Genomic DNA, 21,378 nt, shown 5'->3' with positions numbered 1-21,378 from the left:
TCTACGATGCCCCACGGAGCGACCAACCACTGGTCGCAATCCAATAGATCGAGCCTCCAGTAGAACCAGGGCGGTTCACCTTCGGTCGTCAGGCTTCGTGCCGCGCACAGTGAACCCCTCCGACCCCTGACACTGGGTGCAGCGCCCGGCGAGCGGATCGAAGTGTCTCGATAGAACCTGCTGAGACTGCCGGGCGGCGCGCCGGGAGCTCTGTTGATTTGGAGCGGTCGCCGGCTTCGTGGGCCTTTAGCGGCCGTTGGGTGATTGGTGCAGCTGCAGGCTGTCGCTGACTCCCAGGATTTTGATTGTCTTTCTGGCGCGCGACAACGCCACGTACAGATCGTTGATGCTGGCATGCTCATTGACGTTCGCGATGATGACGTGATCGTATTCCAGCCCCTTCACCAAGAGGGTGCGGGAGATGATGCGCCTTCGTTCGCGTCTCCCAGCGTGCCTGAGCACTTCACGGACCTTCGCAAGCTCTTCGAGCAGCACCCCGGGGTCATCTCCATGAGCTATGGCTCCACGGATCGATGCCTGAATGTCGTACCACGCTTCGTGTGAATGCAGTCGTAGCACTGGTGATGTGGGAACGACGCTCATTGCAGCCGCCAGAGTCCCTAGGGTTGGGTTCGATACGATCGAATCGAAGGCGCGGATAGCAGGTTCGGCGCCGGCTCTACCGCCAGCACCGCCCTTGAGCAGATCGCCCGCGGACTTCCCGTTCGCGTAGCGTTTGCGCAGGGTCTGTGTGTCGAGGACGCCGTGGTTGCAGTGGCATGATTTGGTCAGATCGAATAGCCAGAGCGGGTAATCGATTGGGCTCATCGTCGCTAGGTTTTCTAGGCGCTGCGCCATGTACTTCCCGGCCATTTCCTCCATCACGGTAAATATCCCTCGAAGGTCTCCTGCGATCGTTCGCGCAGTGTTGGCACGGGGAGCGATGATGAGCACGGTCTCGTTCGCGGGGCGGGTCGCCAAGGCTGCTTCCGTAACGCCCGTGGGGTCGTCAGAGATGTTCTGAAACGTCACACCCTCCGGTAGAGCAACGTTGGTCCACCTCACAACGTGGCCGGGGACCATGCGTGGACGAATCTCCAACAACCATTTGCCAAGCGCCTCGTTGTGGCCGGACCATCTGTGGGGCTTGATCGTCGTAGGGTGTGATGGGAATTGTGTCTGTACGGTCGGCCAGTCGGCGAGGCGTTCATTGAAGCCGAAGATGGCCTGCAATGGGTCGCCAAGTACTCCGGCTGCTGGGATAGCTGCACGAAGAGCCAATACGAACGCGTGCTGCGTCTCGCTGCAGTCCTGATACTCGTCTACCAGCAGATGAGTGAACGATGCACGCAGCACTGCATGGATGTGTCTGCTCTGTGCGACTTTGATGGCTGCGCTGACGTAATACTGGGCCTGGGCTGGGACCATCAATTTGGGGACCCGCAGGCCACCCAACTGAGGGTAGGCCCGTGCGAGGCGGAACGCGAAGGAGGCGATGGTCGAGACCTGCACTCCCTTGGTGATGCCGAATCTCTTGAGGCGTGCATTGATGGCATGCACGCCTGCGTTGGTGTGGGTTAACACTAAAGCGCGACCGCCACAATCAATGATGTGCTTGGTTGTCGCAGCCAACAGATGGGTCTTCCCAGCGCCTGCCGGCATTTCGACGGAGGCTGGCAGACTCATCGCGAATGATGCTGCATCCGTCGCCAATTCAGTTGATACCTCTTCAGGCATGGGCAGGTCCGGATACGGCACCTGGGTGGGTACCTGGCTGCCTCTCCCGTGTCTCCGACTGTGCATGGTCGTCATCGAGGGGTTGGGTGAGCGCCTGACCGGCGAGCGACTCTGCGTAGATCGCAGCGCGGAGTTGGTCGATTGTTGCCTTGAACTTGCCCGTCTGCAAAGAAGGGGTTTCAAGGATGAAGGTGCCTAGGCGTTGGCCCTTGTCGACGCGCTTGAACCAGCTTTTGGACTTCGACACTAGAGCGATCGCTGACCGGCAGGCGTCCAGGTCGATGCCTGCGGCTGTCCAGGTGTTTATATCCAGAAGCTCGACACCTTGAGGTGTAACGGAATTGACAACGGCGTACGTGCGCAGGTTGTCGCTAAACGACTGCTTCGCGGCATCTGCGTCCTCGGCGACCTCGAGTGCCGCAGCGATGTAGCCGTTGAGGCCCGTCTCATCGAGTTGCGCGCAGACGGCTGATTCGATGCACGCGCCGTCGGGCCACTGCACCACCACTCCGCCGAGTGTTTGCACGTCAGACACTAACGCGTTCGCGTTTGAATCGTCGCTATCGATGAACAGCACGACTTCATATCCGACACTGAGGAACTCCTTCGCCCACTTGCATGAACCGGTTCCGCCGTTGCCCTCCAACGCCACGACCCCTAGGGCGGCCGAGGGGACGGCCTGTTCCAGGCGGTCGTCCCACTTCTGCAGGAGTCGAAGTACGACCCCGTACTCGGTCTTGCCTTCATTGATCACGATCCGCCGTGACAGAAACGCTTCAGGGCTGGTCTTGAGCAACGGCCGCAAACTGGGGGGATCGCCAAGTGATCGAACGTAAGTGGTCCCAGCCGCTGTCGCGCGAACCATCGCCAGGTCGTCCGGTTCGAGATGGCGCAACGCGGTCGGCGAATGGGTGGTGATGAAGACCTGCGAAAACGCGTCTTTGTTTTTTAAATAAGAAAGTAGATGAACCAGGCGGTGTGGTTCTAGGCCGTATTCCACCTCGTCGACCAGCAGAGTGGCGGAGCCTCCGTTGGCGAGTTGTTGGGTCGCAGCACCCGTTAGCCGGCGGGTACCCAGTCCGAAATTGGTGAGTGGTACGTCCCCCTCGAACAGAGCAAGGTTGCCACGCGTATTGGACAGCGATACATCAAGTCCAGGCTTCAAATCATCGAACCTGGCGGTCCCGATGGTGTGCACTGCTTCCTGTACCTCACGTGCAAGAACTTTAAGGTCATCTGTGACGGCAGCCGAGGCTGCGTCCCGCGCAGCCCGGTTTGCAGCAGTCAAGGTCGCCTTGGTGTTGCCGCGCTTAGAAGTGAGCTTCCCCAGCGACGATGACGACGACCAACGAAGGTGCGCGTCGATACGGTCGTCGATGCGGTACGCAGTTATCCGAGCGCGTTGCGCCGAGCGCACCGGATGCGGATCATCCTCTTGGACGTCTGGCCCGCCCAATGGCGGACGGTAGGACTGCCACACTGGCTCAAGATCAGCCTCGACGAGCAGTTCCACGATCACGCACCGTTCGGACTCGCTGGTCGGGTCGTGCGACCACTCACCCGCGTCGTCGATCCCAGAGAGGAAGGTGCCAAAAGTGTCCATCGTGATGAGCTGGTCTGGCAGATCGGCCACCGCCACCCGGATCCGAATGGGCTCATCGACCTTCGCGCCGTAGAAGTCCGTGTCGACGAACGTCATACCCGCCCGGTCGTGAAGTGTTCGCTCGATAGCCGTCAGGAGCGTCGTCTTGGTTGAGTCGCCGGGGCCAATGAGAGCGAGGAAACTACGCTCTTTAGGTAGTCGCCACGACGCAAACTTGATACCGCGGAAATTTTGAATATCGACGCGTCGAATTCTCATGCGCGACCCCTCCACCCCTTGGACCGAGTCCAAACTAATCGCTTCGGCAAACGGGTTGCGCTATATAGAAGCAAGACACGCCGCATGAGACGGGAAACGATACGGCTCGACCGGCGGTTTTGAGACGGGATGGGGCGCCCCGAGAAAGTCTCGCATCTCTAGAAATGAGACAGCGGGCGTTGCGGATGGTAGGTGAATCCACGTCAAACTAGACGAGTGAGTTTTCAAGACGATCCGGTCGAATACGAGCGCCGACTAAAGGCGAAACTGCAGTCAGACATCCATTCGCAGCACCTTGGGCGTTCGCCGGTTTGTACCAAGTCACTCATGCGATGATCCAGCACTCGGTGCTGGACAAAGTTCGAGAGTTCTACTGCCCCGAACTGCGTTCTGGGGTGACGGTCGCGACTCAAGAACAGCAGCGGTACGAGCAGCAAGTGTTGTCGCTGGCGCCAAAGAGGAAGTTTCGAGCGTCACTGCTCTGGCTTGTTCAAAGCGACGCCATCACAAAAATCAGGCCGACCGCCTTGACCACATCTACGCGCACCGACACTCGCTCACCCACGAACTCGTCAAGTACCTGATCGATCCGGACCTCGATCCTGGGGTCGAGTTGTTTGTCGGCGCGATAGCCACGCTGAAGCGCTGCATCGCTTTTGGATCAACATAGAACTCAGCGTGGGGGATCTTCCTCGCGATGGGTCGCACGTCGAAGTCGACGATATCGATGCCGAGGAAGCCATTCCTGCGTCGTTGATGGCGTTGCAGCAGTGCATAGACGCCTACCTCGACGGTCTTCCATCGACCGGCCCAGCCGACTCCACAACGCAAGATCACCACCCCGAATGACGCTCGCGATCCTCGCGCGCATACACCGCTGGTTGAGGCTGCGAGCTTCTGTTTGCAGAGGCGCCGTGACGCTCCTCCTGGCAGATCCCGGCGTGGACCCATCCCCCGCGCGAACCGGCGGCCGGGCTGTCCGTAGCCCGTGTAAGTGATCTGTTGTCGAGCAGCTCCGCGGCTCTCACTTCTTTTCGTCCGTCGAAAAGAGACTTCGAGGGGCCCTGAGTGCAAGAGGTGTGTGGTCTGTGGTGGGGCGACGGAAGGGGGTCATGGGGCAGGGAGCTGGGTGGGCGGTGCTCGGTGGTGAGTGACGCGGGCTGTGGGCGTGGTGAGGTGAGTGGTGGTAGACGGATGCGGTGAAGGCGAAAAAATTGGTGAGAGGCGAATGTGGCTGCGGTGGTGGTCCGCTCGCCGGTGGACCTTCTACTGTCGGCGACTATGACAGCAGCAACGTCCAAGGTGGAAGCCCGGCGCCGGGCACGCGAAGCGACCCGACGCGCCAACGAGGAACGCGCCGCGCGGGATAAGGCGAACATCGATGACGCCGCGGACTTTCTCGTCGCGGTCGGCAAGGTCGCCGAAGTCGAAAGTTGGAAGAGGGAGCGCCTGGCCCAGCTGCGCGCGCAGGTCGACGCAGAAGCGGCCAAGCGGGTGGCTGGCCATCGGGCCAAGGCCGGCGCGGCGGTCGCACGTATGCAGGGCCGTGGTGAGACGCTGACGACCATCGCCGCACGGACCGACGTCGGAATCGGGATCGTCCGCACCATGGCACGGCATGCTCCGAAATGCGAGAAGCGGACTGCCGGGAATGGTTCGCATGCACTAGGTCTGGAGGCATTGTCCGGCCCGACCGCTCAGGGGGTTGACCCCCACGCTGACCAGCCTCCGGCGGATGCAGCCTCGGCGTGACGCACTGCGCAACGGTGCAACGAGGCCGGTGGTGCACGACGATGTGCACGGCCGGGGTGCGTGGGTCGGCGGGTGCGTGGGCCATCATGGAGGTGCGCCGTTACGCCGGTCGGCCCGCTGACGCACACGCCGGTCGCGCCCCTGGTGCTGCGAACCGGCCTGTGCGTCCGACTACACCAGGTCTGCCCAGCGCGGTGGGGAGCGCTCGACGTGGCAGGGGCTGCGCAGCGGTAAAGGGGCACCCGGGAGCAGGGTTACGGCACCGGTGGAACGGGCCGCGGTGGCCGCGCTGAATGTCAGTGCCGGCGGATAGGTTCAACGGCCATGAGAAGCGCGGGACAGCTTGTTGTTGATCAGCGTGTGCACGCTGCCGAGATCACGCGCTTTCACAGCCATGTCGTCTGCGGCCCAACGGCTTCGGATTGCAACATCTGGACCAGCGCGATCGGCGCCGATGGCTACGGTCAGCTCTACCTGACCCGCGAGCGTTCAGGATTGTGCGTTCGCCCGCACCGCTACGCGTTGGCGATCGTGTCCGGTGTAGTGGCCGCTGGGGTGCTCGGGCTCCACGAATGCGACAACCGTGTGCGTCAAGATCTCGGCGGCAACAAAACCCCATCAGCACGTCGGTCCGGCCCGCAGGGTGACAACATTGAGCGGATGGCGCGGATGCGTCGCGGCGGCGGCCGATATGCGTTGCGACGCCTCGACGGTCGCGGTATTCGACGGGAACGGTCGGCGACGCTGCGGGAGGCGGTGCGCCATGGTGGGGACGCGGCGCTGCTCGGTGATCAGGCCACGCTGTGGTGACATACGTCAGGGCCCCCCTGGAGCCGGTGCGCGTGGGAGCGGGTGCGGCGAGCTGGATGGTCTGGCGCGCGGTGTCGCAGTGCCGAGCTGGAAGGGTGTGCGGCGGTGGTGTCGCGCGCGGGCGCTTAGCCGCGCTGCACGAGTACCGCGTCGCGTGACGTCGCACCGTGTTGGCGTCGAACAACACGAGCAGAGCAGAAACTCGGGCGGTGCGGGCCCGGCAGATGCGGTGCCGCCCGATCGTTTCGCCGTGCCGTGGCCGTTGAGATCGACGCGCGGCGTGTTGCTCAAGCGCGCAAGCTTGAAGAACTGACCGACGCGGGGGGCAGAAAGCCTGAGGTAAGCAAGAGTGGCCTTGCCGCGCTGCATGGTGTCGGCGAGGAGGTCGGGGTGCGATCGCATTGTTCTGCGCGCTGGTAGCACCTGCCGCCGTGTCCTCCTCATCGCCCTGTATCGGGTGCCACGCCGTGCTATTCGGGGATGCCGGGCGGTTCGCTTCGAGTGGCGAGGACACAGGTCACCGGATTTCAGGGCCCGTTCCGGCCTCAGTGGATGGACCGGTTGTTTCGCAAGGCCCGGCTGGACAGCGGCTGCCTGGCCTCGTAACCTAACCGTGACCTACGTATCTAGTACGTACTTGCTTACTTTGCCGAAGGTTTTCGCTGTTGTGACTTCATCTGTGCTTGCGGTCCTGCCGCGCGCGTTGGGTAGACGGTTCGTCTGCATTTTGGTGGCTTTCGGCGTTTTTGCTGCGCTTTTGGCAACCGATGTGCGCGCTGATCCGGCGGCTGATGCGCTTGCCGAACTGACTGAATTGTCGCGTCTGGCGGAGCAGACCACCGAGCAGATTCACACGGCGCAGATCGACCTTGACGAGAAGCTCGCAGCGCAGCAGGTTGCGGAGAAGGGGGCGGTTTCGGATCGCATGGCCGCGGATGCAGCGGCGGCCGATCTGGTGAGGTATCAGGCTGCTGTCGACAGGTTGGCCGCGGCTGCCTACATGGGTGGGCGCACGGATACCTTGGCGGCGGCGTTGACGGCGACGTCCCCTCAGGATCTGATCGATCAGCTGGCAGTCCAGAAGACGGTTGCGTCGGAGCTGACTGTGCAGATGGCTGCGTTCCGGTCGGCCAGTGCGCGGGCCGCGGCAACTGCAGAGCGGTCTGCGAAGTCGGCAGCCCAAGCACGGAGTGCGGCCGATGAGGCGGCGGCAGTGCGGACCGACCTGGAGGCCAAACAGCGTCGGATGGCGGAACAGATTGCTGCTGTGCAAGCCCGCTACGACTCTTTGACGCCTGATCAGCGAGCGATTCTGGCTGACCCTGGCCCCGCGCCGCCTCCTTTGCCGTCGACTCCGCCGGTGAGCGATCCGAGCATCGTTGCTATGCCGGGCCCGGCGGGCGGGGCCTCCTCGGGGAACGGTGTTGCGGTGGTCCAGGCGGCGCTGACACGGGTGGGGTCGCCTTATTCGTGGGGAGCCACCGGTCCGGATGCGTTCGACTGCTCTGGGCTGATTAAGTGGGCGTTTCTGCAGAACGGCAAGTCGTTGCCTCGGTCGAGTCAGGCGCTCGCTCAGGGCGGGCAGCCGGTGGCGCTTTCAGACGTTCAGCCCGGCGACATCGTGACCTTCTATGCTGACGTGTCTCACGCGGGGATCTACATCGGCGACGGGTTGATGGTGCACGCGTCGACCTACGGAACGCCAGTGAAAGTCGCGCCGATCTCGTCGGCACCGATTCACAACGTGCGGCGGTACTAGGCCGCCGCCGCGGCGCTGCGTCAATCGTTGAAGAAACGGCTGGTGATTTCCGTCCACTCGCGGATCTCGTCGATGGTGTGAGCGACGTGCAGCGTCGAGTCGGGGATCAGCTCAGCGAGGCGCTCCGCGGTGGAGATGGGATGCAAGGGGTCGGTGTCCCAGGCCAGCACCAAGGTGGGCTGGCGGATGGAGGTCAGCCGATTGGGGTCGGGTAGATCGGAGGAGCCGACTCCGCGCAGCGCGGCGGAGACCACATCGTCGTCGACGCCGGGTTCGAATTTGCCGTGCCGGTAGTTGGCGAAGATCGGCAGTGGGGGAGCTTCGGCCCATTGTTGTCGCCAAGCGGTTGTTCCAATGGAGTCGATGAGGTCGGCGGTGTCGAAGTACCACTGGCGCAGTTGATCGGGCCCTGTTTCCCAGGCTACGGGAGGGATCACCAGTGCCAGCCGCCTGAATCGGCGAGGAGCATTGAGGGCGGCGTGCAGTGCTGCAGCGGCTCCGAGCGAGGATCCGGCGAAATCGATGGGTTCATCGAGGCCGGCCGCGTCCAGGACGCGCAGAAGATCGTTGGCTGCCTGCTCGAAGCGATAGTCCTCGGGTTCTGGGCGGCCCCGTGATGCGCCGTGTCCGCGTTGGTCGTAGGTGATTAGACGGCGGCCCTCGGCGATAGTGTCGATGTCGAAGATGCCCAGGCCGCGCACGATCTGCCGGCTCATGAGCACGCCGTGCCCATAGCCGACTGGCACCGTATTGGGTGGGCCGCTGAGCTGGTAGGCGATGGTGGCGCCATCGGTGATGAGAAGGTGGTCATCCGGCATTGCGGCTCCTCAGATGCGTTGGTGCGGTATTGCGTGGGGTTTCGGGTGCCAGCCGTCTATTCCACAGCGGTGAGGACGTTCACCGTGGCACCGTTGTCGGTTGAGGTGTAGATGGCGGTATCAGTGGCGATGTAGACCTGACCGTTGCCCGCGGCGAGCAGGGCCTGGGGTTTGTTGTTGAGCGAGTGGCCCGGCTGCCAGGTCTGCCCGTCGTCGGCGCTGGTGTACAGCCGTCCTTCGAGGTCGGCGCCGAGCAGGGGACCGCGGTCGGGCCAGCTGATGAACAGCAGTGCCGGCGCACCGGTGACTGCGCTGAACGTCCTCGCCCCGTCGGTGCTTCGGAGCAGCCCTTGGCGTGCTGTCGCGAGGATCTCATCCGGGGCATCCGGTGATATTGCGAGGTCGACGGCGGGGACTTCTGCGCGCTGTTGCCAGGACCGCTGATCAAAACTAACCATCACGGTGCCGGATTGACTGTCGTGACCGTAGACCCGTCCGTGGCGGTATTTGAGCGCGTGGAAGTCGGCGCTACCGTGCAATGACAGAGGTTCCCAGGACTGGCCGGCGTCGCTGCTTTTGATCAGGCCGAGGTGGGGCGGTTGTTGGCGATCGGCGGGGTCGGGGTGGCCGCTAGCCAGGAATTCGTCGGGGCCGGCGACGGTGAAGCCCATGAAGTCCTGCGAGAGCTCACCGACTCGTTGTGGCGCCTGATCTTGCTCAACGGTGTAGAGGCCGTAATGAGTTGCGACGTAGAGCTTGTCGTCAGATGGGTTGATGCCGAGGCCGTGGATGTGCACCATGCCCGGCACGACGGCGGGTGGCGGGCTTTCAGGGGCGTTCGACGAACAGGCCGCGGCCAGAGCCCCGGTCAGGGCGATGGCGAAAAGGTTGCGGATCAGCACACGGACACCTTCCGGTCACGAGATCTACGTAGTTCAATAGTAGGTGGGCGGTGCGTGAGGTGGCTGCGCCTCGGGTGGCGCGACCGCGAGTGACAGACCGGGGGAGTCGTCTTCATCAAATCTTCATCGGATCACGAACCGACCCATACTCGGATTGCTGAGGCTGGGGTGCGGCGGCGCAAGGGCTTGCCGTGTGGACGCATGGTGTCACGAAGATGTTCGAGGAAGGATGTGCGATGCAGCACAAGCGTTTTGGATTCGGGCTTGCGGCGCTTGCGGCGTCGGCCCTGTTTGTCAGCGGCTGTTCGAATGCAACGAACGAGTCTCAGTCATCGTCGTCGAGCACCACCTCGGCAGCAGCGTCGGCGTCGGCTTCGCCCAGTGCTGCGAGCAGTGACGCTGCCCATAACGATGCTGATGTGACGTTCGCTCAGGGCATGATCCCTCATCATCAGCAGGCGATCGAGATGAGCGACATGCTGCTCGGCAAGCAGGGAGTTGATCCTGAAGTAGTGTCACTCGCCAACGAGATCAAGAACGCTCAGGGTCCTGAGATTGAACAGATGCAGGGCTGGCTGCAGGACTGGGGAGTGTCCTCGTCGACGACGGCCCCCAGCACCGCCGCAATGCCCGGTCATGACATGCCTGGCCATCAAATGCCCAGCGAAGACATGGGTGATATGCCGGGTATGAGCGGCGGCGGTATGGGCATGATGTCGGAAGCCGATATGGCTGCACTGCAGAACGCGCAGGGCGCCGAGGCTAGCCGACTCTTCTTGACCCAGATGATCGAGCATCACAAGGGCGCGATCATGATGGCGCAGCAGGAAGTTGACAACGGCCAGTTCCCGGCGGCAGTCGAGATGGCGCGCAATATCGTGTCTTCGCAGCAAGCAGAGATCGACACGATGCAGGGAATGTTGGACAAGTAGCGCGGAGAGGGCACTAGTCAGCGACGCGCTGAGTCAGCCGTCGCAGGGTGGTGTTCGCTGCGTATCGGGGTGATGGGCAGGGCGATGGTGAATGTTGCGCCGGCGCCGGGTCCAGCACTGGCTACCGAGATCGATCCGCCGTGCGCTTCGATGAGCGCTTTGGCTATGGCGAGCCCGATACCGGCGCCGCCATGCTCGCGGTCGCGGGCGGTGTCTGCCCGGTAGAACCGTTCGAACACTCGGGTGACGTGCTCGGCGGTGATCCCTTCTCCGGTGTCAGCGACAGCGATTTTTACCTGGTCGCCGTCACGAAGACAGTGAAGGTGTACCGACCCGCCGGGCGGTGTGTGCCGTAGCGCATTCTCCAGCAGGTTCCCCAACACTTGAGACAGTCGTTGTTCGTCGGCCCAAAGCGGCGGTAGCGGTTGCGGGAGGTGTACGTGCAGTCCGACCCCCTTGGCGTTATAGCGTTCTTGTGCTGCTGCGACGCACTGGCGGGTTAGGCGGTCCACGTCGAGGGAGGCGTAGGACATAGACACCGCACTTTCCTCGGCCTTCGCCAGCGCGGCGACGTCATCGGAGAATCGCACCAGCCGACGGGTTTGGTCGCGCAGCATGGCTGCTGTCTGGGGTGTCAGGGAGCGCACGCCGTCTTCGAGTGCCTCGATGTAGGCCTCGAGTACTGCCACGGGTGTGCGGATCTCGTGCGCGAGGTCTCCGAACAGTTGCTGTCGTGTCGAATCGACGGCTTGAAGCCGGGAGGCCATTTGGTTGAATGCGGTTGCGAGGGCGTCGAAGTCATCGCCGAGGCGCGGCGGTGACACGCGGATGTCGTAGTTCCCTTCAGCGACATCGGTGGCCGCGGCGGCGACTTCGGTGATGGACCGTTGGAGGCGTCGACTGACGTAGAAGCTGACCGCGAGGGCGGCCAGTGCTGACACCGCTAAAGCGCCTCCGATGGAGATCACCGTTGCGTAGCCGTAGGCCTCTTCGGCGTGGACTTCTTCCAGGGAGTCCATCGGGACACCGGCACGGTGGAGGTGTTCGCGGAACAGCGGTGGGCCGACCACGGCAGCGACCACCGCGGTCGTCGCCGCTCCGGCCGCCAGCACGATGGCTTGGGCCGCCAGGAGTCGCAGGCCGATACCGGGACGGCCCGGCCGTCGACGCCGGCGAGGGGTCGACGTAGGTGGGGGAGTCACTGTCCGGTTCCCATCCGGTATCCGACACCTCGAACCGTGGCGATGTAGCGGGGGCGTGCGGCGTCGTCGCCGAGTTTGCGTCGTAAGTGTCCGATGTGGACGTCGACGAGGTGTTCGTTGCCGACCCAGGGTTCGTCGCGGATTATTTCGAGAAGTTGTCGGCGGCTCAGCACGATTCCTGGCCGCGCGGACAGGGCTTCGAGAATGTCGAATTCGGTGCGGGTCAACAGGATTAGTTCGTCGTCGATATGTACCTCGCGGGCGGCGACGTTGATGCTCAGTGCGCCGAAGCGGCGCGGCGGGGCTGTCTCTCGTTCGGCGGGTGCGGCGGCTGTTTGCAGGATGCGGGGTCGCCGCAGCATGGCGCGGATGCGCGCGACCAGCTCGCGGGGACTGAAGGGTTTAGTGATGTAGTCGTCGGCGCCGACGGTGAGGCCGAGCACGGTATCCAGTTCGGTGTCACGGGCGGTGAGCATGACGACGTAGGCGTCGGAGAAGGTCCGCAATTGCCGGCAGACCTCGAGTCCGTCGATGCCGGGTAGGCCGAGGTCAAGGATGACGACATCGGGATCCAGGTCGCGTGCGACGGCGATTGCGTCGACACCGTTGCCGGCGACGACGGCTTCGAACTGCTCGCGTTCGAGATAGCTGGCCACCACTTCGGCCAGGGGGAGTTCGTCGTCGACGACCAGCGCGCGGTATCCCTTCGCGCTCTCAGGCGCGCCCAGGTGGTGGTGCTGCATGTCCATATGGTGCCTGCTGGTGCGCCCGTAACCAGGTATGGCTGACCGGGCGGCTCGATCTTCAGCAGATCTTCACACGACTCATACCGTTTTCCTCCTGCGGTGGGGTGAGGCTCACTGTGAGGAGGGCCTGACATGCGTTGGCTGATGGACGTGTGCCCGAACAGTCTCGGGTGGCAAGCGTGGCTGATCCTGTGTGCCGTGGTCGTGGTGCTGTGGGCGGCTGCGATCGCCGGCGCGACGGCGCTATTTAACGCCTCTCGCTGGCCGCGTCGTTCGGGGCGGCCTGACGTGCCCGAGGAGGCCGATTCGCAGGGGCCGCACCGCGGCGCACTGACCGGTCCACCTGCGCGGCATCGCGGCGACGTCAATATTCGATCAAGCGGGTGACGGAGGGCGTCATGCCGGAGGTGCGCACGGGCGAGATCTTGACGACCGACCCGGTGTAGGGGGCTTCGATCATCATGCCGTCGCCCAGATACATCGCTTCGTGCTGGCTGGCGTTGGGGCCGTAAAAGATGAGGTCACCGCGTCGCATCTGTGACGAGGGGATCTTGCGGCCTGCGTTGTATTGCGACCCGGAGTAGTGGTCGAGTTTGATGCCGACGCCGGCGAAGGCATACAGCATCAGGCCCGAACAGTCGAAACCCACGGTGTTGGCGCCCTGGTCGATGCCTCGTGACGGGCCGTTGGCGTTGCCGCCGCCCCAGGAGTAAGGCACGCCCAGTTGTGACATGGCGCGGCGAATCACGAACTCTGAGGCCTGGCGGCCGTAGAGGCGGGGGATGCGTCCGTTGGTGATGCCGGGATCTGCGGCGGCGGTGACTGGAGACAGAATGCCGAGTTTGGTGAGGAACTTGCGGCCCATGTCGGCCGTCAGCTGCGCCGAGGTCGCCATGATCTTGAGGACGGCATTGATGATGGCCACCGGGTCGCCGGCCACGTTAGCGCTGGGCACCATCGGCAGCGTGGTGTCCCACAGGCCCCCCTCGGTGGCGCCCCCCGGCGACGTGGTGCCGCGGTCCCAGGGAGCGCCGGATACCGGCACAGTGCCGGGTTGCGCCGCACTGGGCGCGGCGGCTGTCGCCGCCACCGGTCGGGCAGCTTCCAGTCGAGCTTGAGCGGAGTCGCGTTCGGTAGCGAGCCGTTCGACCTCGCGTCGCTGTGCGGTAAACGTCTGCTGGGCGTCCCGGAGTGCGGCTACCGCGTCGTCTTGCCGGCGTTGGGCGTCTGCGGCGGCGCTCTCGGCGCGCGCCCGCGCTGCCGTCGCAGCAGAAAGCTTGTTGGCCTGATCGGTCTGCCGACGCAAGAGGTCGTCGTGGACCCGCTGGAAGCTGATGGTGAGGGTCTGCTGGGTCGAGGCCCCGGCCAGGATCTCCTCGGGACTTTGTGCCAGCGGCAACGCACCCGACGGCCCGTTCATATAGGTCGACGCGGCGAAGCGGTCAAAACGGTGTTGTGCGGCCTCGATCGCGTGTTGGCTGGCGGTAAGGGCTTGGTCGCTGGCAACAACGTCGCGTCGGGCCTGCGCGAGGGTGTCGCGAGTGGCCGCGATTTCGACCAGGGCACGGTTGACGCCCTCTTGCTTGATCTGGATGTCGCTACCGACGTCGGCCATCCGCTGGTTCGCTTCGGCGACCGCCGCAACCAATGAGGGAACGTCGTCGCGGTCGGGGCTGCCGTCATGCCCGGCAACAGCGGTACCCGGGGCGCTGAGCACCAGTGCCGGCATTAATGCGAAGAGACTCAGAAAAGAAGTGAGGCGCCGCATCGAATCTCCTCAGCTGGGGTGAGCGTTGTCGAGCCGCGCATCGAAGCCGAACGGCACCCGCGGCGCTCCTACTACCGAGCTAAGTACGTAGCACGATAGTACGTAGACGGAACGTACATCACTTTGGTATCAGGAGGAACGTCTGTCACAGTCTCAGGTCGGTTACGACTGTGCGCCACGGGCGCTAGTTTCACGCGCCGCGGCCGGTAGTGCAGATGCTGGCCCTATGCGGTCGAGGTGAGGCGTATCGCGGCTTTTCCCAGCTCGGCGGCTACATTGGGGGCTGAAGAGCTCGGGGCGCGAGGAGGCCAGCTCGTCGCGGAGAGCGGGAGAGGCGCAAATGGAACAGCGAGGATTCGGCGACCTCGAAGCGGTGGTCATGGATTGCGTGTGGGATTACGCCGAGCCTGTCACGGTGCGTGAGGTTTTCGACGAGATCTCTCAACGGCGGCAGATCGCGTACACCACCGTGATGTCGACGATGGACAACCTGTACCGCAAGCGCTGGTTGCAACGTCAGCGCGATGGGAAAGCGTACGTGTATCAGGCGTCCATGAGCCGCGAGGAGCGTTCCGCGCGTTTGATGAAGGCCGCGTTCGACGCCGGCGGGGATACAGATGCGGTGCTGGCGTTCTTTGTTGAGCAGATGAACGCCGAGCAGTCCGCTCAATTGAAGGCGGCTCTGCGCAAGGGGCGTCGGTGATGACCGCCGCGCTGTGGCTGCTCCTCTACGGCAGCGCGCTGGCCTGGTGGGCGCCACCGGTCCTGAGGCGGATGACCCGTCACGGCATCAGCCCCCATATGGGAGTGGCCGCCTGGCTGGCCACCGTCGCCGCGACGCTGACGGCGTGGCTCGTCGCGCTGATCATGGTCATCGGCGCAACGACGGACAGTATTCGTACGGGCGCGGTCGTGACGCTGTGCCTGGAGCTGTTTGGCTTCTCCGAGCACACCCCCATGGCCGGACGAATCGGTTCCGTTGTTCTCATCGCGGTAGGAACCCTGACGTCAGGGTTCGTCGTAATGCGGATCGGTCGCTGCTTGTCGCGGCTGCGGGCGCGAAGTCACGAGCACGCGCGTGCCGCGCGGATCGTCGGCCGACCCACCGACCATCCCAATGTGGTGGTCGTGGAGGCCGACCGGCCTGCTGCCTACTGCGTGGTCGGACGCCCGAACGCCATCATCGTCACCTCCGCGGCGATGAAGTCGTTGAACCGATCACAGCTCAAAGCGGTTCTGGCGCATGAAAACGCGCACATCTCAGGGCGCCACCACCACATCCTCATGGCGCTCCGCGCTTTGGGGGGCACACTGCCGCGGCTTCCGCTTTTCGCGACGGCCCCTCATCGTGTGGGTGAACTGCTGGAGATGTGCGCTGACGACACCGCCGTGCGCCGCGTCGGCACGCATCCGCTGTTGGCTGGATTATCTGCTCTGGCCGGAGAACACCCGCCTGCACGGGAAGGCCTCGCCGCGGCGGGAACAGCGGTCATCGCGCGAGCGCAGCGCCTGCTCACCCCCACACGCCGGCACGTGCGATGGCGCCACCGCATCTGCCTGGCAGCCGCGATCACCGCCATGCTCGCCACACCCGCCCTCATCCAGGTGCTCTGCCACCACTAGCGCCTCAACGCCCGCCGCACGTTCCGCAGGTGGAGCCAATGCGCGTAGGCCGCCAGCAAAGGAAACACCGCTTGGCGCGCGGGCCGATAGAGCGCAAATTATCTACGTAGTAAAACCGTAGATGATCTGCGGTACAAGCAGCGCAACGATCTGTTGTATCTCCTTCGCGGAACCTCCAAAAGGGCGTTTTCGCAAGGGCATCGGGCGAAGTCGATCGTGCGACGGAACGGCCGGATGGCTCGGCGCAACGGCGGTCGCGCTCTGATCACAACCCGGCATCGGCTAGGGGGCCGAGCCTGAATTCGCCGATCCGCTGCTACAGTCGGCAACATCGTGAAGTACTTCGACGCGAACTCTGGGCAACGCCGCCGCGCCATCGTCGCGGCGTTGATCGCGTTCTGGACCGTCATCGTCGGAGCCGAGTGGGCACTGCCCGGCGTGAATGCGGCACCTACGCACGGACCGCACACCCTGGCCGCCAGTGCGGTCGGCGCGCCGATGTCTGTCGAGCTCGACCACCCCCACCTCTCCCAACCCGACGCCGAGTGCACGCCCGACACCCTGGCCGAAGCGATCCTGCCGCGGGGAACGGTCTCCCTGATCGCGCTCGCGTTGGGCCTCGTCGTGGCTGTACTTCCGCTGCTGTGGTGCCAGGCGGCGAAGGCGCCTATCCGCGGTCCACCACGGAACGCCCGCGCCCTGCGCACCGGCCGCGACGTGCTCGCCCACCTGTGTATCGCGCGCCGCTGATCGGCTAGCGTCAGGCCCCGTCGTCTTCGACGGTGGCCGGTGACCGCTACCTGCCGTCAGTCGCCGTGCTTCGTCGCGGCCTCACAGAAGCGACATTCATCGATGAATCCTGCCCTGCCAATCCGCCATGCACGCACTTCCCACACCCGATCGGCACAGCCACAACGCGGCCGCAACGAGCGGCCGGCCACCATGGTCGGCCAGACCCCTGTCTTGAGAATCGGCGCACCGTTCACGTCAGAAGAGCGGGGCTTTTGGGCCAAACTCGAAGGCTTCAACCCGGGAGGAATGAAAGACCGACCCGCGCTACACATGGTCGAACGCGCCCGCTCCCGCGGGGCACTTACCCCCGGCGCCCGCATCGTTGAATCCACCAGCGGGACGCTGGGATTGGGTCTCGCACTAGCCGGAACGGTCTACGGGCACCCCGTCACCTTGGTCACCGACCCCGGGATGGAGCCGATCATTCAGAATATGCTCGCCGCATTCGGCGCCGACATCGAATTGGTCACTGAACCGCACCCACAGGGAGGCTGGCAGCAGGCTCGCCGTGACCGCGTGCAGAAGATCTTGGCCACCGACCCGCGCGCGTGGCATCCCGATCAATACAGCAACCCCGATAACGTCGAGGCCTACCGCGGGCTCGCGTTGGAACTGAACGAACAACTCGGCGCCGTTGATGTCCTGGTGTGCTCGGTGGGCACCGGAGGCCACTCGGCCGGCGTCGCACGCGTCCTCCGAGAATTTAACCCGCAGCTGCGGCTGATCGGCGTCGACACGGTGGGCTCGACGATCTTCGGCCAGCCCGCGGCTTCTCGGCTCATGCGAGGCCTGGGATCGAGCATCTATCCCGGCAACGTCGACTACCAAGCGTTCAACGAAGTGCATTGGGTTGCCCCCGCGGAGTCGGTGTGGGCATGCCGCACCCTGGCGGCCACCCACTACGCCAGTGGCGGCTGGAGCGTCGGTGCGGTCGCCCTAGTTGCAGGCTGGGTCGCACGCAATAGCCCTGCCGGAGCCACTGTCGCAGCGATCTTCCCGGACGGCCCGCAACGCTACTTCGACACCATCTACAACGACGACTACTGCCGCGCCCACGGCCTGCTCGACGCAGCGCCCCCGAGGCATCCCGCCACCATTGAGGACCCGATGACCCAGACAGTCACGGCGTGGACGCGATGCACCACCGTTGTCGACCCCACCGAGGTGCAGTCACGATGACCCTGCTGTCAGCCTTCCGCAGCTTTGGTTGGCCGAGTCGGATGCTGATGATCAACCAATTCGGCATCAACCTGGGCTTTTACATGCTCATGCCTTACCTGGCCGGCTACCTCGCCGGCCCGTTGGGGCTGGCCGCGTGGGCCATCGGCCTGGTGCTGGGTGTGCGTAACTTCTCCCAGCAAGGCATGTTTCTCATCGGCGGCACTCTGGCAGACCGGCTGGGCTACAAACCGCTCATCGTCTGCGGATGTGTCCTCCGGACAGCAGGATTCGGCCTGCTCGTCTTCGCTGAATCGCTGCCGGCGGTTTTGATCGCCTCGGCAGCAACCGGCTTCGCCGGCGCCCTGTTCAATCCTGCGGTGCGCGCCTATCTGGCGGCCGATGCGGGCCCACGGCGCGTGGAAGCCTTCGCGGTGTTCAACGTGTTCTATCAGGCGGGCATTCTGGCCGGACCCCTTGTCGGGCTGGCCTTGATGTTCGTCGATTTCCGAATGACAGCTGCCGCCGCAGCGGTCGTGTTCGCAGCGCTAACCGTGGCCCAACTCTTAGCATTGCCCCACCGCGCCGCGGGGACACCTGATGAGAAGACATCGGTGCTGCAGGACTGGCGAACAGTAGCGGCCAACCGCTCCTTTCTGCTCTTCGCGGCGGCCATGATCGGGTCGTATGTTTTGTCATTCCAGGTCTATCTGGCATTGCCGCTTCAGGCGCGAGACCTGTTTCCGCGCAACGATTCCGTTGTCACCGCCATGATCTTCGTGGTCTCGGGTCTGGTTGCTGTCCTCGGCCAGATGCGGATCACACGATGGTTCGCCCACCGCTGGGGCGCCGGCCGCTCTCTGGTGATCGGCATGCTGATCCTCGCGGCGTCGTTTTTGCCGCTGATCGTGCTGCCCGATGACACCAGGGCAGGCAGAGTCGCCGCCGCGACCGCGCTACTCGTCGCCACGGCGGTGCTGGCGGTCGGGTCGGCGGCCGTCTTCCCGTTCGAGATGGACACCGTCGTCTCATTGGCCAACAACCGTCTCATCGGAACGCACTACGGCTTCTACAACACCATCGTCGGAGTCGGCATTCTTGTTGGCAATCTGGCCACCGGCTCGCTGATGCAGGCCGCCCGAGATCTCGGGCAACCCTGGCTGCTGTGGGTTCTGCTGTCGGCAATCGGGCTGGCCTCCGCAGCGGCCTTGTTCCGGCTGGACCGACGGGGCCGACTTCAACCCGAACAGCTGACATCCTCTGGCGCGCAAACCCCCCGCTGAACACCCGAAGACGCGAACATGCCCGACACCCCATATCGCCATCTACGTAGTAGCTACGTAGATGGCGATATGCTGGTTCCAGCATCCGCGCGGACACCTTCACGCCGTGAATGGCCCACGCTGGCAAGGAGACTGCCACGACCATCGAGCCGCACCCCGCTTCGGGCAGCGTTGCCTCTCCGGCGATAGCTGCTGGGCGCATTCGCGTTCTGCTGGTTGAACCTCGGCGCATCTACGCCGACATGTTGGCCGGCACCCTGCGCGCCGAAGAGTTCGCCGTCGACGTCGCACGCTCAGATGCTGCAGCGCTCACCGCGGTGCGCGACGATGACCCCGACGTGGTGGTGGTGTGCCTGGGATCATCCGCGCACGGCGCCGTCGTCCTTGACCGTGTTCGCCAGGCCGCCCATTGCGGCGTCGTCGCGCTCGCCGACACAGAGATGGCGCCACTGATATCGCGCGTCGGAGTGGTTCCCATCGGCTCCCGCGACATACTCAACACGCGAATACGGCAGACACTCAGGCATTCTCACCAACGCAGCGAGGACGGCGGCGCCCAGCGACGCCACGTCGACGATCTGGTGATCGACGTGGGGGTCCGGCGGGTCTATCAGCGCGGCAACGTCATATCGCTGACTCGAACGGAGTTCGCGATCCTTCGGGTTTTGTCCGATGATCCAGGGGAGCCCGTGACGTGCCGACGACTTCAGGAAGTCCTTTGGGGGGCGACGCAGCCCGGCGGGCGGTCGGCACTGGGCGTGCACATCGGCAATCTACGTCGCAAGCTCGGTGACGCCCCGTCTTGTCCGCGCTATGTCCGGACGGTCCGCGGCATCGGCTACTGTCTGGCCGGCTGAACCGTTACCCGGTGCGGACAAGGCTTTTGGCGGGAGGAAGCTGTTGGCGGAAGCGTTCGGGGTCAGGTCTCGATAATCCGTATGACGTAGGGTGTCATCCCGGCGGTACGCACCGGTGAAATCTTGATGGGAACGCCGGTTTGTTGCGCCTCGATCATTTTTCCGCCGCCGAGGTAGATCGCTTCGTGTTGGCTTCCGCCGGGCCCCCAGAACAGGAGGTCACCGCGTTTAGCTTGCGCGGGAGGTACCTTGCGGCCAGCGTTGTACTGGTCGCCGGACCATCGCGGCAACAGTACTCCGACGCCGGCGAAGGCGAATCGTGTCAGTCCTGAGCAGTCGAAACCGACGGTGCCTGCGCCTTGGTCGACACCGCGACTAGGGCCGGTGAGGCTGCCCCCTCCCCAGGAGTAGGGAACGCCGATCTGCGTTCCTGCCCTGCGGATAACGTATTCGATCGCCTGGGCACCGTAGAGACGGTTGCCGCGGACGCTCGTTTGGGGGCTTGCCGCGGGACTGACGAGTCCGAGACTGCCCAGGAAGCTACGCCCCAAATCCATCGCAGTCTGGGTGGCAACGGCCGTCGCCTGCAAGGACGCGTTGGCGATGGCAACCGGATCGCCGGGCGCTCCCGCACTGGGGATCTTGGGCAGGAGTGGATCCCACGGACCGCCTGTCGGCTCGGCGGAGGCTGCTGGGGTGCACGCCAAAAGTACCGTCGCGACGACGGCAACGATCACCCCAGTCAGGCGAAAGCCGGACGCAGATACGCGGCCTTCCTCCGGGCGGGCGCATCGGGCCATCGGTTCCATATGGCGTTCTTTCTTTCGGCTGTCGGAGCGCCGGTGATTGGTTTCGCCAAAAAAGGCGAAGCAGAGCGTTCCGTACTGTGCAGCAACGATGTACGTAGCGAATACGTAGATCAGCCTAACTCACATATGCCTCATCAGTAACACCCGCAACATAATTACAGTGCTGGAATTTCGGCGGCTGGAATTGCTAATGGCTTTTGCGAATGGGTGTGCTGCGTGGGCCCCACGGCGCGCGATGCTCGGGTGACGCTCGGCAGTTCGCAACCCGGTTCGGTGGATGCGAGACGTCCTGCTGACACGCGTAACTGGTGCCACGAGGTGACTGGGAGGCGGCGGTTGTGAGTCTCCGCTTCTGCTCTGTGTTTCAGAGGTTGGCGTTGCCGGCTTTCCACTGATCCCAAGGGATGTTCCAGTCACCTAAACCGTCTGTCCCCGACAGCGTGGGGCCGGTGGTGTTGATGACCTCAACGATGTCGCCGCGTCGGGTGTTGGTTGCGTCCACCAAGGTGGTGTACGAGTCGGACCTGATCAGCGGTACCGGCGTGTCGCAGCCGAGTGATTGAAGGTCA

Annotated in this window: 19 protein-coding genes and 1 pseudogene; 11 read left to right on the top strand and 9 right to left on the bottom strand. The window is 64.1% G+C overall.

The window, feature by feature from the left end; all coding sequences use genetic code 11:
• Positions 1-246: 246 nt before the first annotated feature.
• Both ACAG25_RS24005 and ACAG25_RS24000 read right to left on the bottom strand, forming a co-directional pair.
• Positions 247-1,758 carry a UvrD-helicase domain-containing protein gene (locus ACAG25_RS24005; RefSeq protein ID WP_239341924.1) on the bottom strand — a complete coding sequence of 504 codons (1,512 nt, stop codon included), beginning with the start codon at positions 1,756-1,758 and terminating at the stop codon, positions 247-249.
• Positions 1,730-3,598, bottom strand: coding sequence for an ATP-dependent endonuclease (locus tag ACAG25_RS24000; protein ID WP_134055722.1), 1,869 nt, complete (start codon positions 3,596-3,598; stop codon positions 1,730-1,732). The genes ACAG25_RS24005 and ACAG25_RS24000 overlap by 29 nt, the downstream gene beginning before the upstream one ends.
• Before the next feature lie 1,281 nt (positions 3,599-4,879).
• Between ACAG25_RS24000 and ACAG25_RS23995 the strand changes: the two genes are divergently transcribed.
• The 3 genes from ACAG25_RS23995 (at position 4,880) to ripC (ending at position 7,919) form a co-directional block, all read left to right on the top strand.
• Entirely contained in the window at positions 4,880-5,350 is a 471-nt protein-coding gene (locus tag ACAG25_RS23995; RefSeq protein WP_073683298.1) for a hypothetical protein, read from the top strand.
• A 324-nt stretch (positions 5,351-5,674) separates the two neighbouring features.
• Positions 5,675-6,160, top strand: a complete 486-nt coding sequence (locus ACAG25_RS23990) for a hypothetical protein (protein WP_255729081.1) — start codon at positions 5,675-5,677, stop codon at positions 6,158-6,160.
• A gap of 667 nt (positions 6,161-6,827) precedes the next feature.
• A complete protein-coding gene (gene ripC, locus ACAG25_RS23985; RefSeq protein WP_142240026.1) occupies positions 6,828-7,919 on the top strand; it encodes a peptidoglycan hydrolase RipC in 1,092 nt (363 codons plus the stop codon).
• 20 nt (positions 7,920-7,939) lie between these two features.
• Here the strand turns inward: ripC and ACAG25_RS23980 are convergent, their stop codons facing one another.
• A complete protein-coding gene (locus ACAG25_RS23980) occupies positions 7,940-8,737 on the bottom strand; it encodes an alpha/beta fold hydrolase (protein ID WP_370490972.1) in 798 nt (265 codons plus the stop codon).
• A gap of 56 nt (positions 8,738-8,793) precedes the next feature.
• Positions 8,794-9,639 carry a F510_1955 family glycosylhydrolase gene (locus tag ACAG25_RS23975; protein ID WP_073683295.1) on the bottom strand — a complete coding sequence of 282 codons (846 nt, stop codon included), beginning with the start codon at positions 9,637-9,639 and terminating at the stop codon, positions 8,794-8,796.
• A gap of 236 nt (positions 9,640-9,875) precedes the next feature.
• Here ACAG25_RS23975 and ACAG25_RS23970 point away from each other — a divergent pair, with 236 nt between their 5' ends.
• The gene (locus tag ACAG25_RS23970; protein WP_073683356.1) at positions 9,876-10,571 is read left to right on the top strand and encodes a DUF305 domain-containing protein; all 696 of its coding nucleotides are present in this window, start codon (positions 9,876-9,878) and stop codon (positions 10,569-10,571) included.
• 17 nt (positions 10,572-10,588) lie between these two features.
• Here the strand turns inward: ACAG25_RS23970 and ACAG25_RS23965 are convergent, their stop codons facing one another.
• Both ACAG25_RS23965 and ACAG25_RS23960 read right to left on the bottom strand, forming a co-directional pair.
• Positions 10,589-11,773: a cell wall metabolism sensor histidine kinase WalK gene (locus ACAG25_RS23965; RefSeq protein WP_073683294.1), complete on the bottom strand. Its 1,185-nt coding sequence runs from the start codon at positions 11,771-11,773 to the stop codon at positions 10,589-10,591.
• Positions 11,770-12,516, bottom strand: a complete 747-nt coding sequence (locus ACAG25_RS23960; RefSeq protein WP_067952909.1) for a response regulator transcription factor — start codon at positions 12,514-12,516, stop codon at positions 11,770-11,772. Before ACAG25_RS23960 ends, ACAG25_RS23965 begins: the two co-directional genes overlap by 4 nt.
• Before the next feature lie 135 nt (positions 12,517-12,651).
• Here ACAG25_RS23960 and ACAG25_RS23955 point away from each other — a divergent pair, with 135 nt between their 5' ends.
• Complete coding sequence (locus tag ACAG25_RS23955; protein ID WP_234880203.1) at positions 12,652-12,906, top strand: hypothetical protein; 255 nt, start codon at positions 12,652-12,654, stop codon at positions 12,904-12,906.
• Here ACAG25_RS23955 and ripA read toward each other — a convergent pair.
• Complete coding sequence (gene ripA / locus ACAG25_RS23950; RefSeq protein ID WP_370490971.1) at positions 12,884-14,287, bottom strand: NlpC/P60 family peptidoglycan endopeptidase RipA; 1,404 nt, start codon at positions 14,285-14,287, stop codon at positions 12,884-12,886. The genes ACAG25_RS23955 and ripA overlap by 23 nt on opposite strands.
• A gap of 340 nt (positions 14,288-14,627) precedes the next feature.
• On the opposite strand from ripA, the gene ACAG25_RS23945 reads away from it, so the two are divergent.
• The 6 genes from ACAG25_RS23945 to ACAG25_RS23920 all read left to right on the top strand — a co-directional run bounded on the left by ACAG25_RS23945 (position 14,628) and on the right by ACAG25_RS23920 (position 20,000).
• Positions 14,628-14,990, top strand: coding sequence for a BlaI/MecI/CopY family transcriptional regulator (locus ACAG25_RS23945; protein WP_024444607.1), 363 nt, complete (start codon positions 14,628-14,630; stop codon positions 14,988-14,990).
• On the top strand, positions 14,990-15,910 hold the full coding sequence (locus ACAG25_RS23940) for a M56 family metallopeptidase (RefSeq protein WP_073683292.1): 921 nt from the start codon (positions 14,990-14,992) through the stop codon (positions 15,908-15,910). Before ACAG25_RS23945 ends, ACAG25_RS23940 begins: the two co-directional genes overlap by 1 nt.
• A 333-nt stretch (positions 15,911-16,243) precedes the next feature.
• A complete protein-coding gene (locus ACAG25_RS23935; RefSeq protein WP_073683291.1) occupies positions 16,244-16,660 on the top strand; it encodes a hypothetical protein in 417 nt (138 codons plus the stop codon).
• A 102-nt stretch (positions 16,661-16,762) separates the two neighbouring features.
• Positions 16,763-17,881: a PLP-dependent cysteine synthase family protein gene (locus ACAG25_RS23930; protein WP_073683290.1), complete on the top strand. Its 1,119-nt coding sequence runs from the start codon at positions 16,763-16,765 to the stop codon at positions 17,879-17,881.
• Positions 17,878-19,143 carry an MFS transporter gene (locus ACAG25_RS23925; RefSeq protein ID WP_011856854.1) on the top strand — a complete coding sequence of 422 codons (1,266 nt, stop codon included), beginning with the start codon at positions 17,878-17,880 and terminating at the stop codon, positions 19,141-19,143. Before ACAG25_RS23930 ends, ACAG25_RS23925 begins: the two co-directional genes overlap by 4 nt.
• Before the next feature lie 242 nt (positions 19,144-19,385).
• Positions 19,386-20,000 carry a response regulator transcription factor gene (locus tag ACAG25_RS23920; RefSeq protein ID WP_073683289.1) on the top strand — a complete coding sequence of 205 codons (615 nt, stop codon included), beginning with the start codon at positions 19,386-19,388 and terminating at the stop codon, positions 19,998-20,000.
• A gap of 62 nt (positions 20,001-20,062) precedes the next feature.
• Here the strand turns inward: ACAG25_RS23920 and ripB are convergent, their stop codons facing one another.
• Together ripB and ACAG25_RS23910 are read right to left on the bottom strand one after the other, a co-directional pair.
• A complete protein-coding gene (gene ripB / locus ACAG25_RS23915; RefSeq protein WP_073683288.1) occupies positions 20,063-20,809 on the bottom strand; it encodes an NlpC/P60 family peptidoglycan endopeptidase RipB in 747 nt (248 codons plus the stop codon).
• Between the two features lie 364 nt (positions 20,810-21,173).
• A pseudogene (locus tag ACAG25_RS23910) lies at positions 21,174-21,378 on the bottom strand (hypothetical protein); the annotation flags it as partial.

This window comes from Mycobacterium sp. pV006 (assembly GCF_041287115.1).
Classification (GTDB): Bacteria; Actinomycetota; Actinomycetes; order Mycobacteriales; family Mycobacteriaceae; genus Mycobacterium.
Note: the sequence above shows the minus strand (reverse complement) of the source record. Positions and strands in the feature narration are given on the sequence as shown.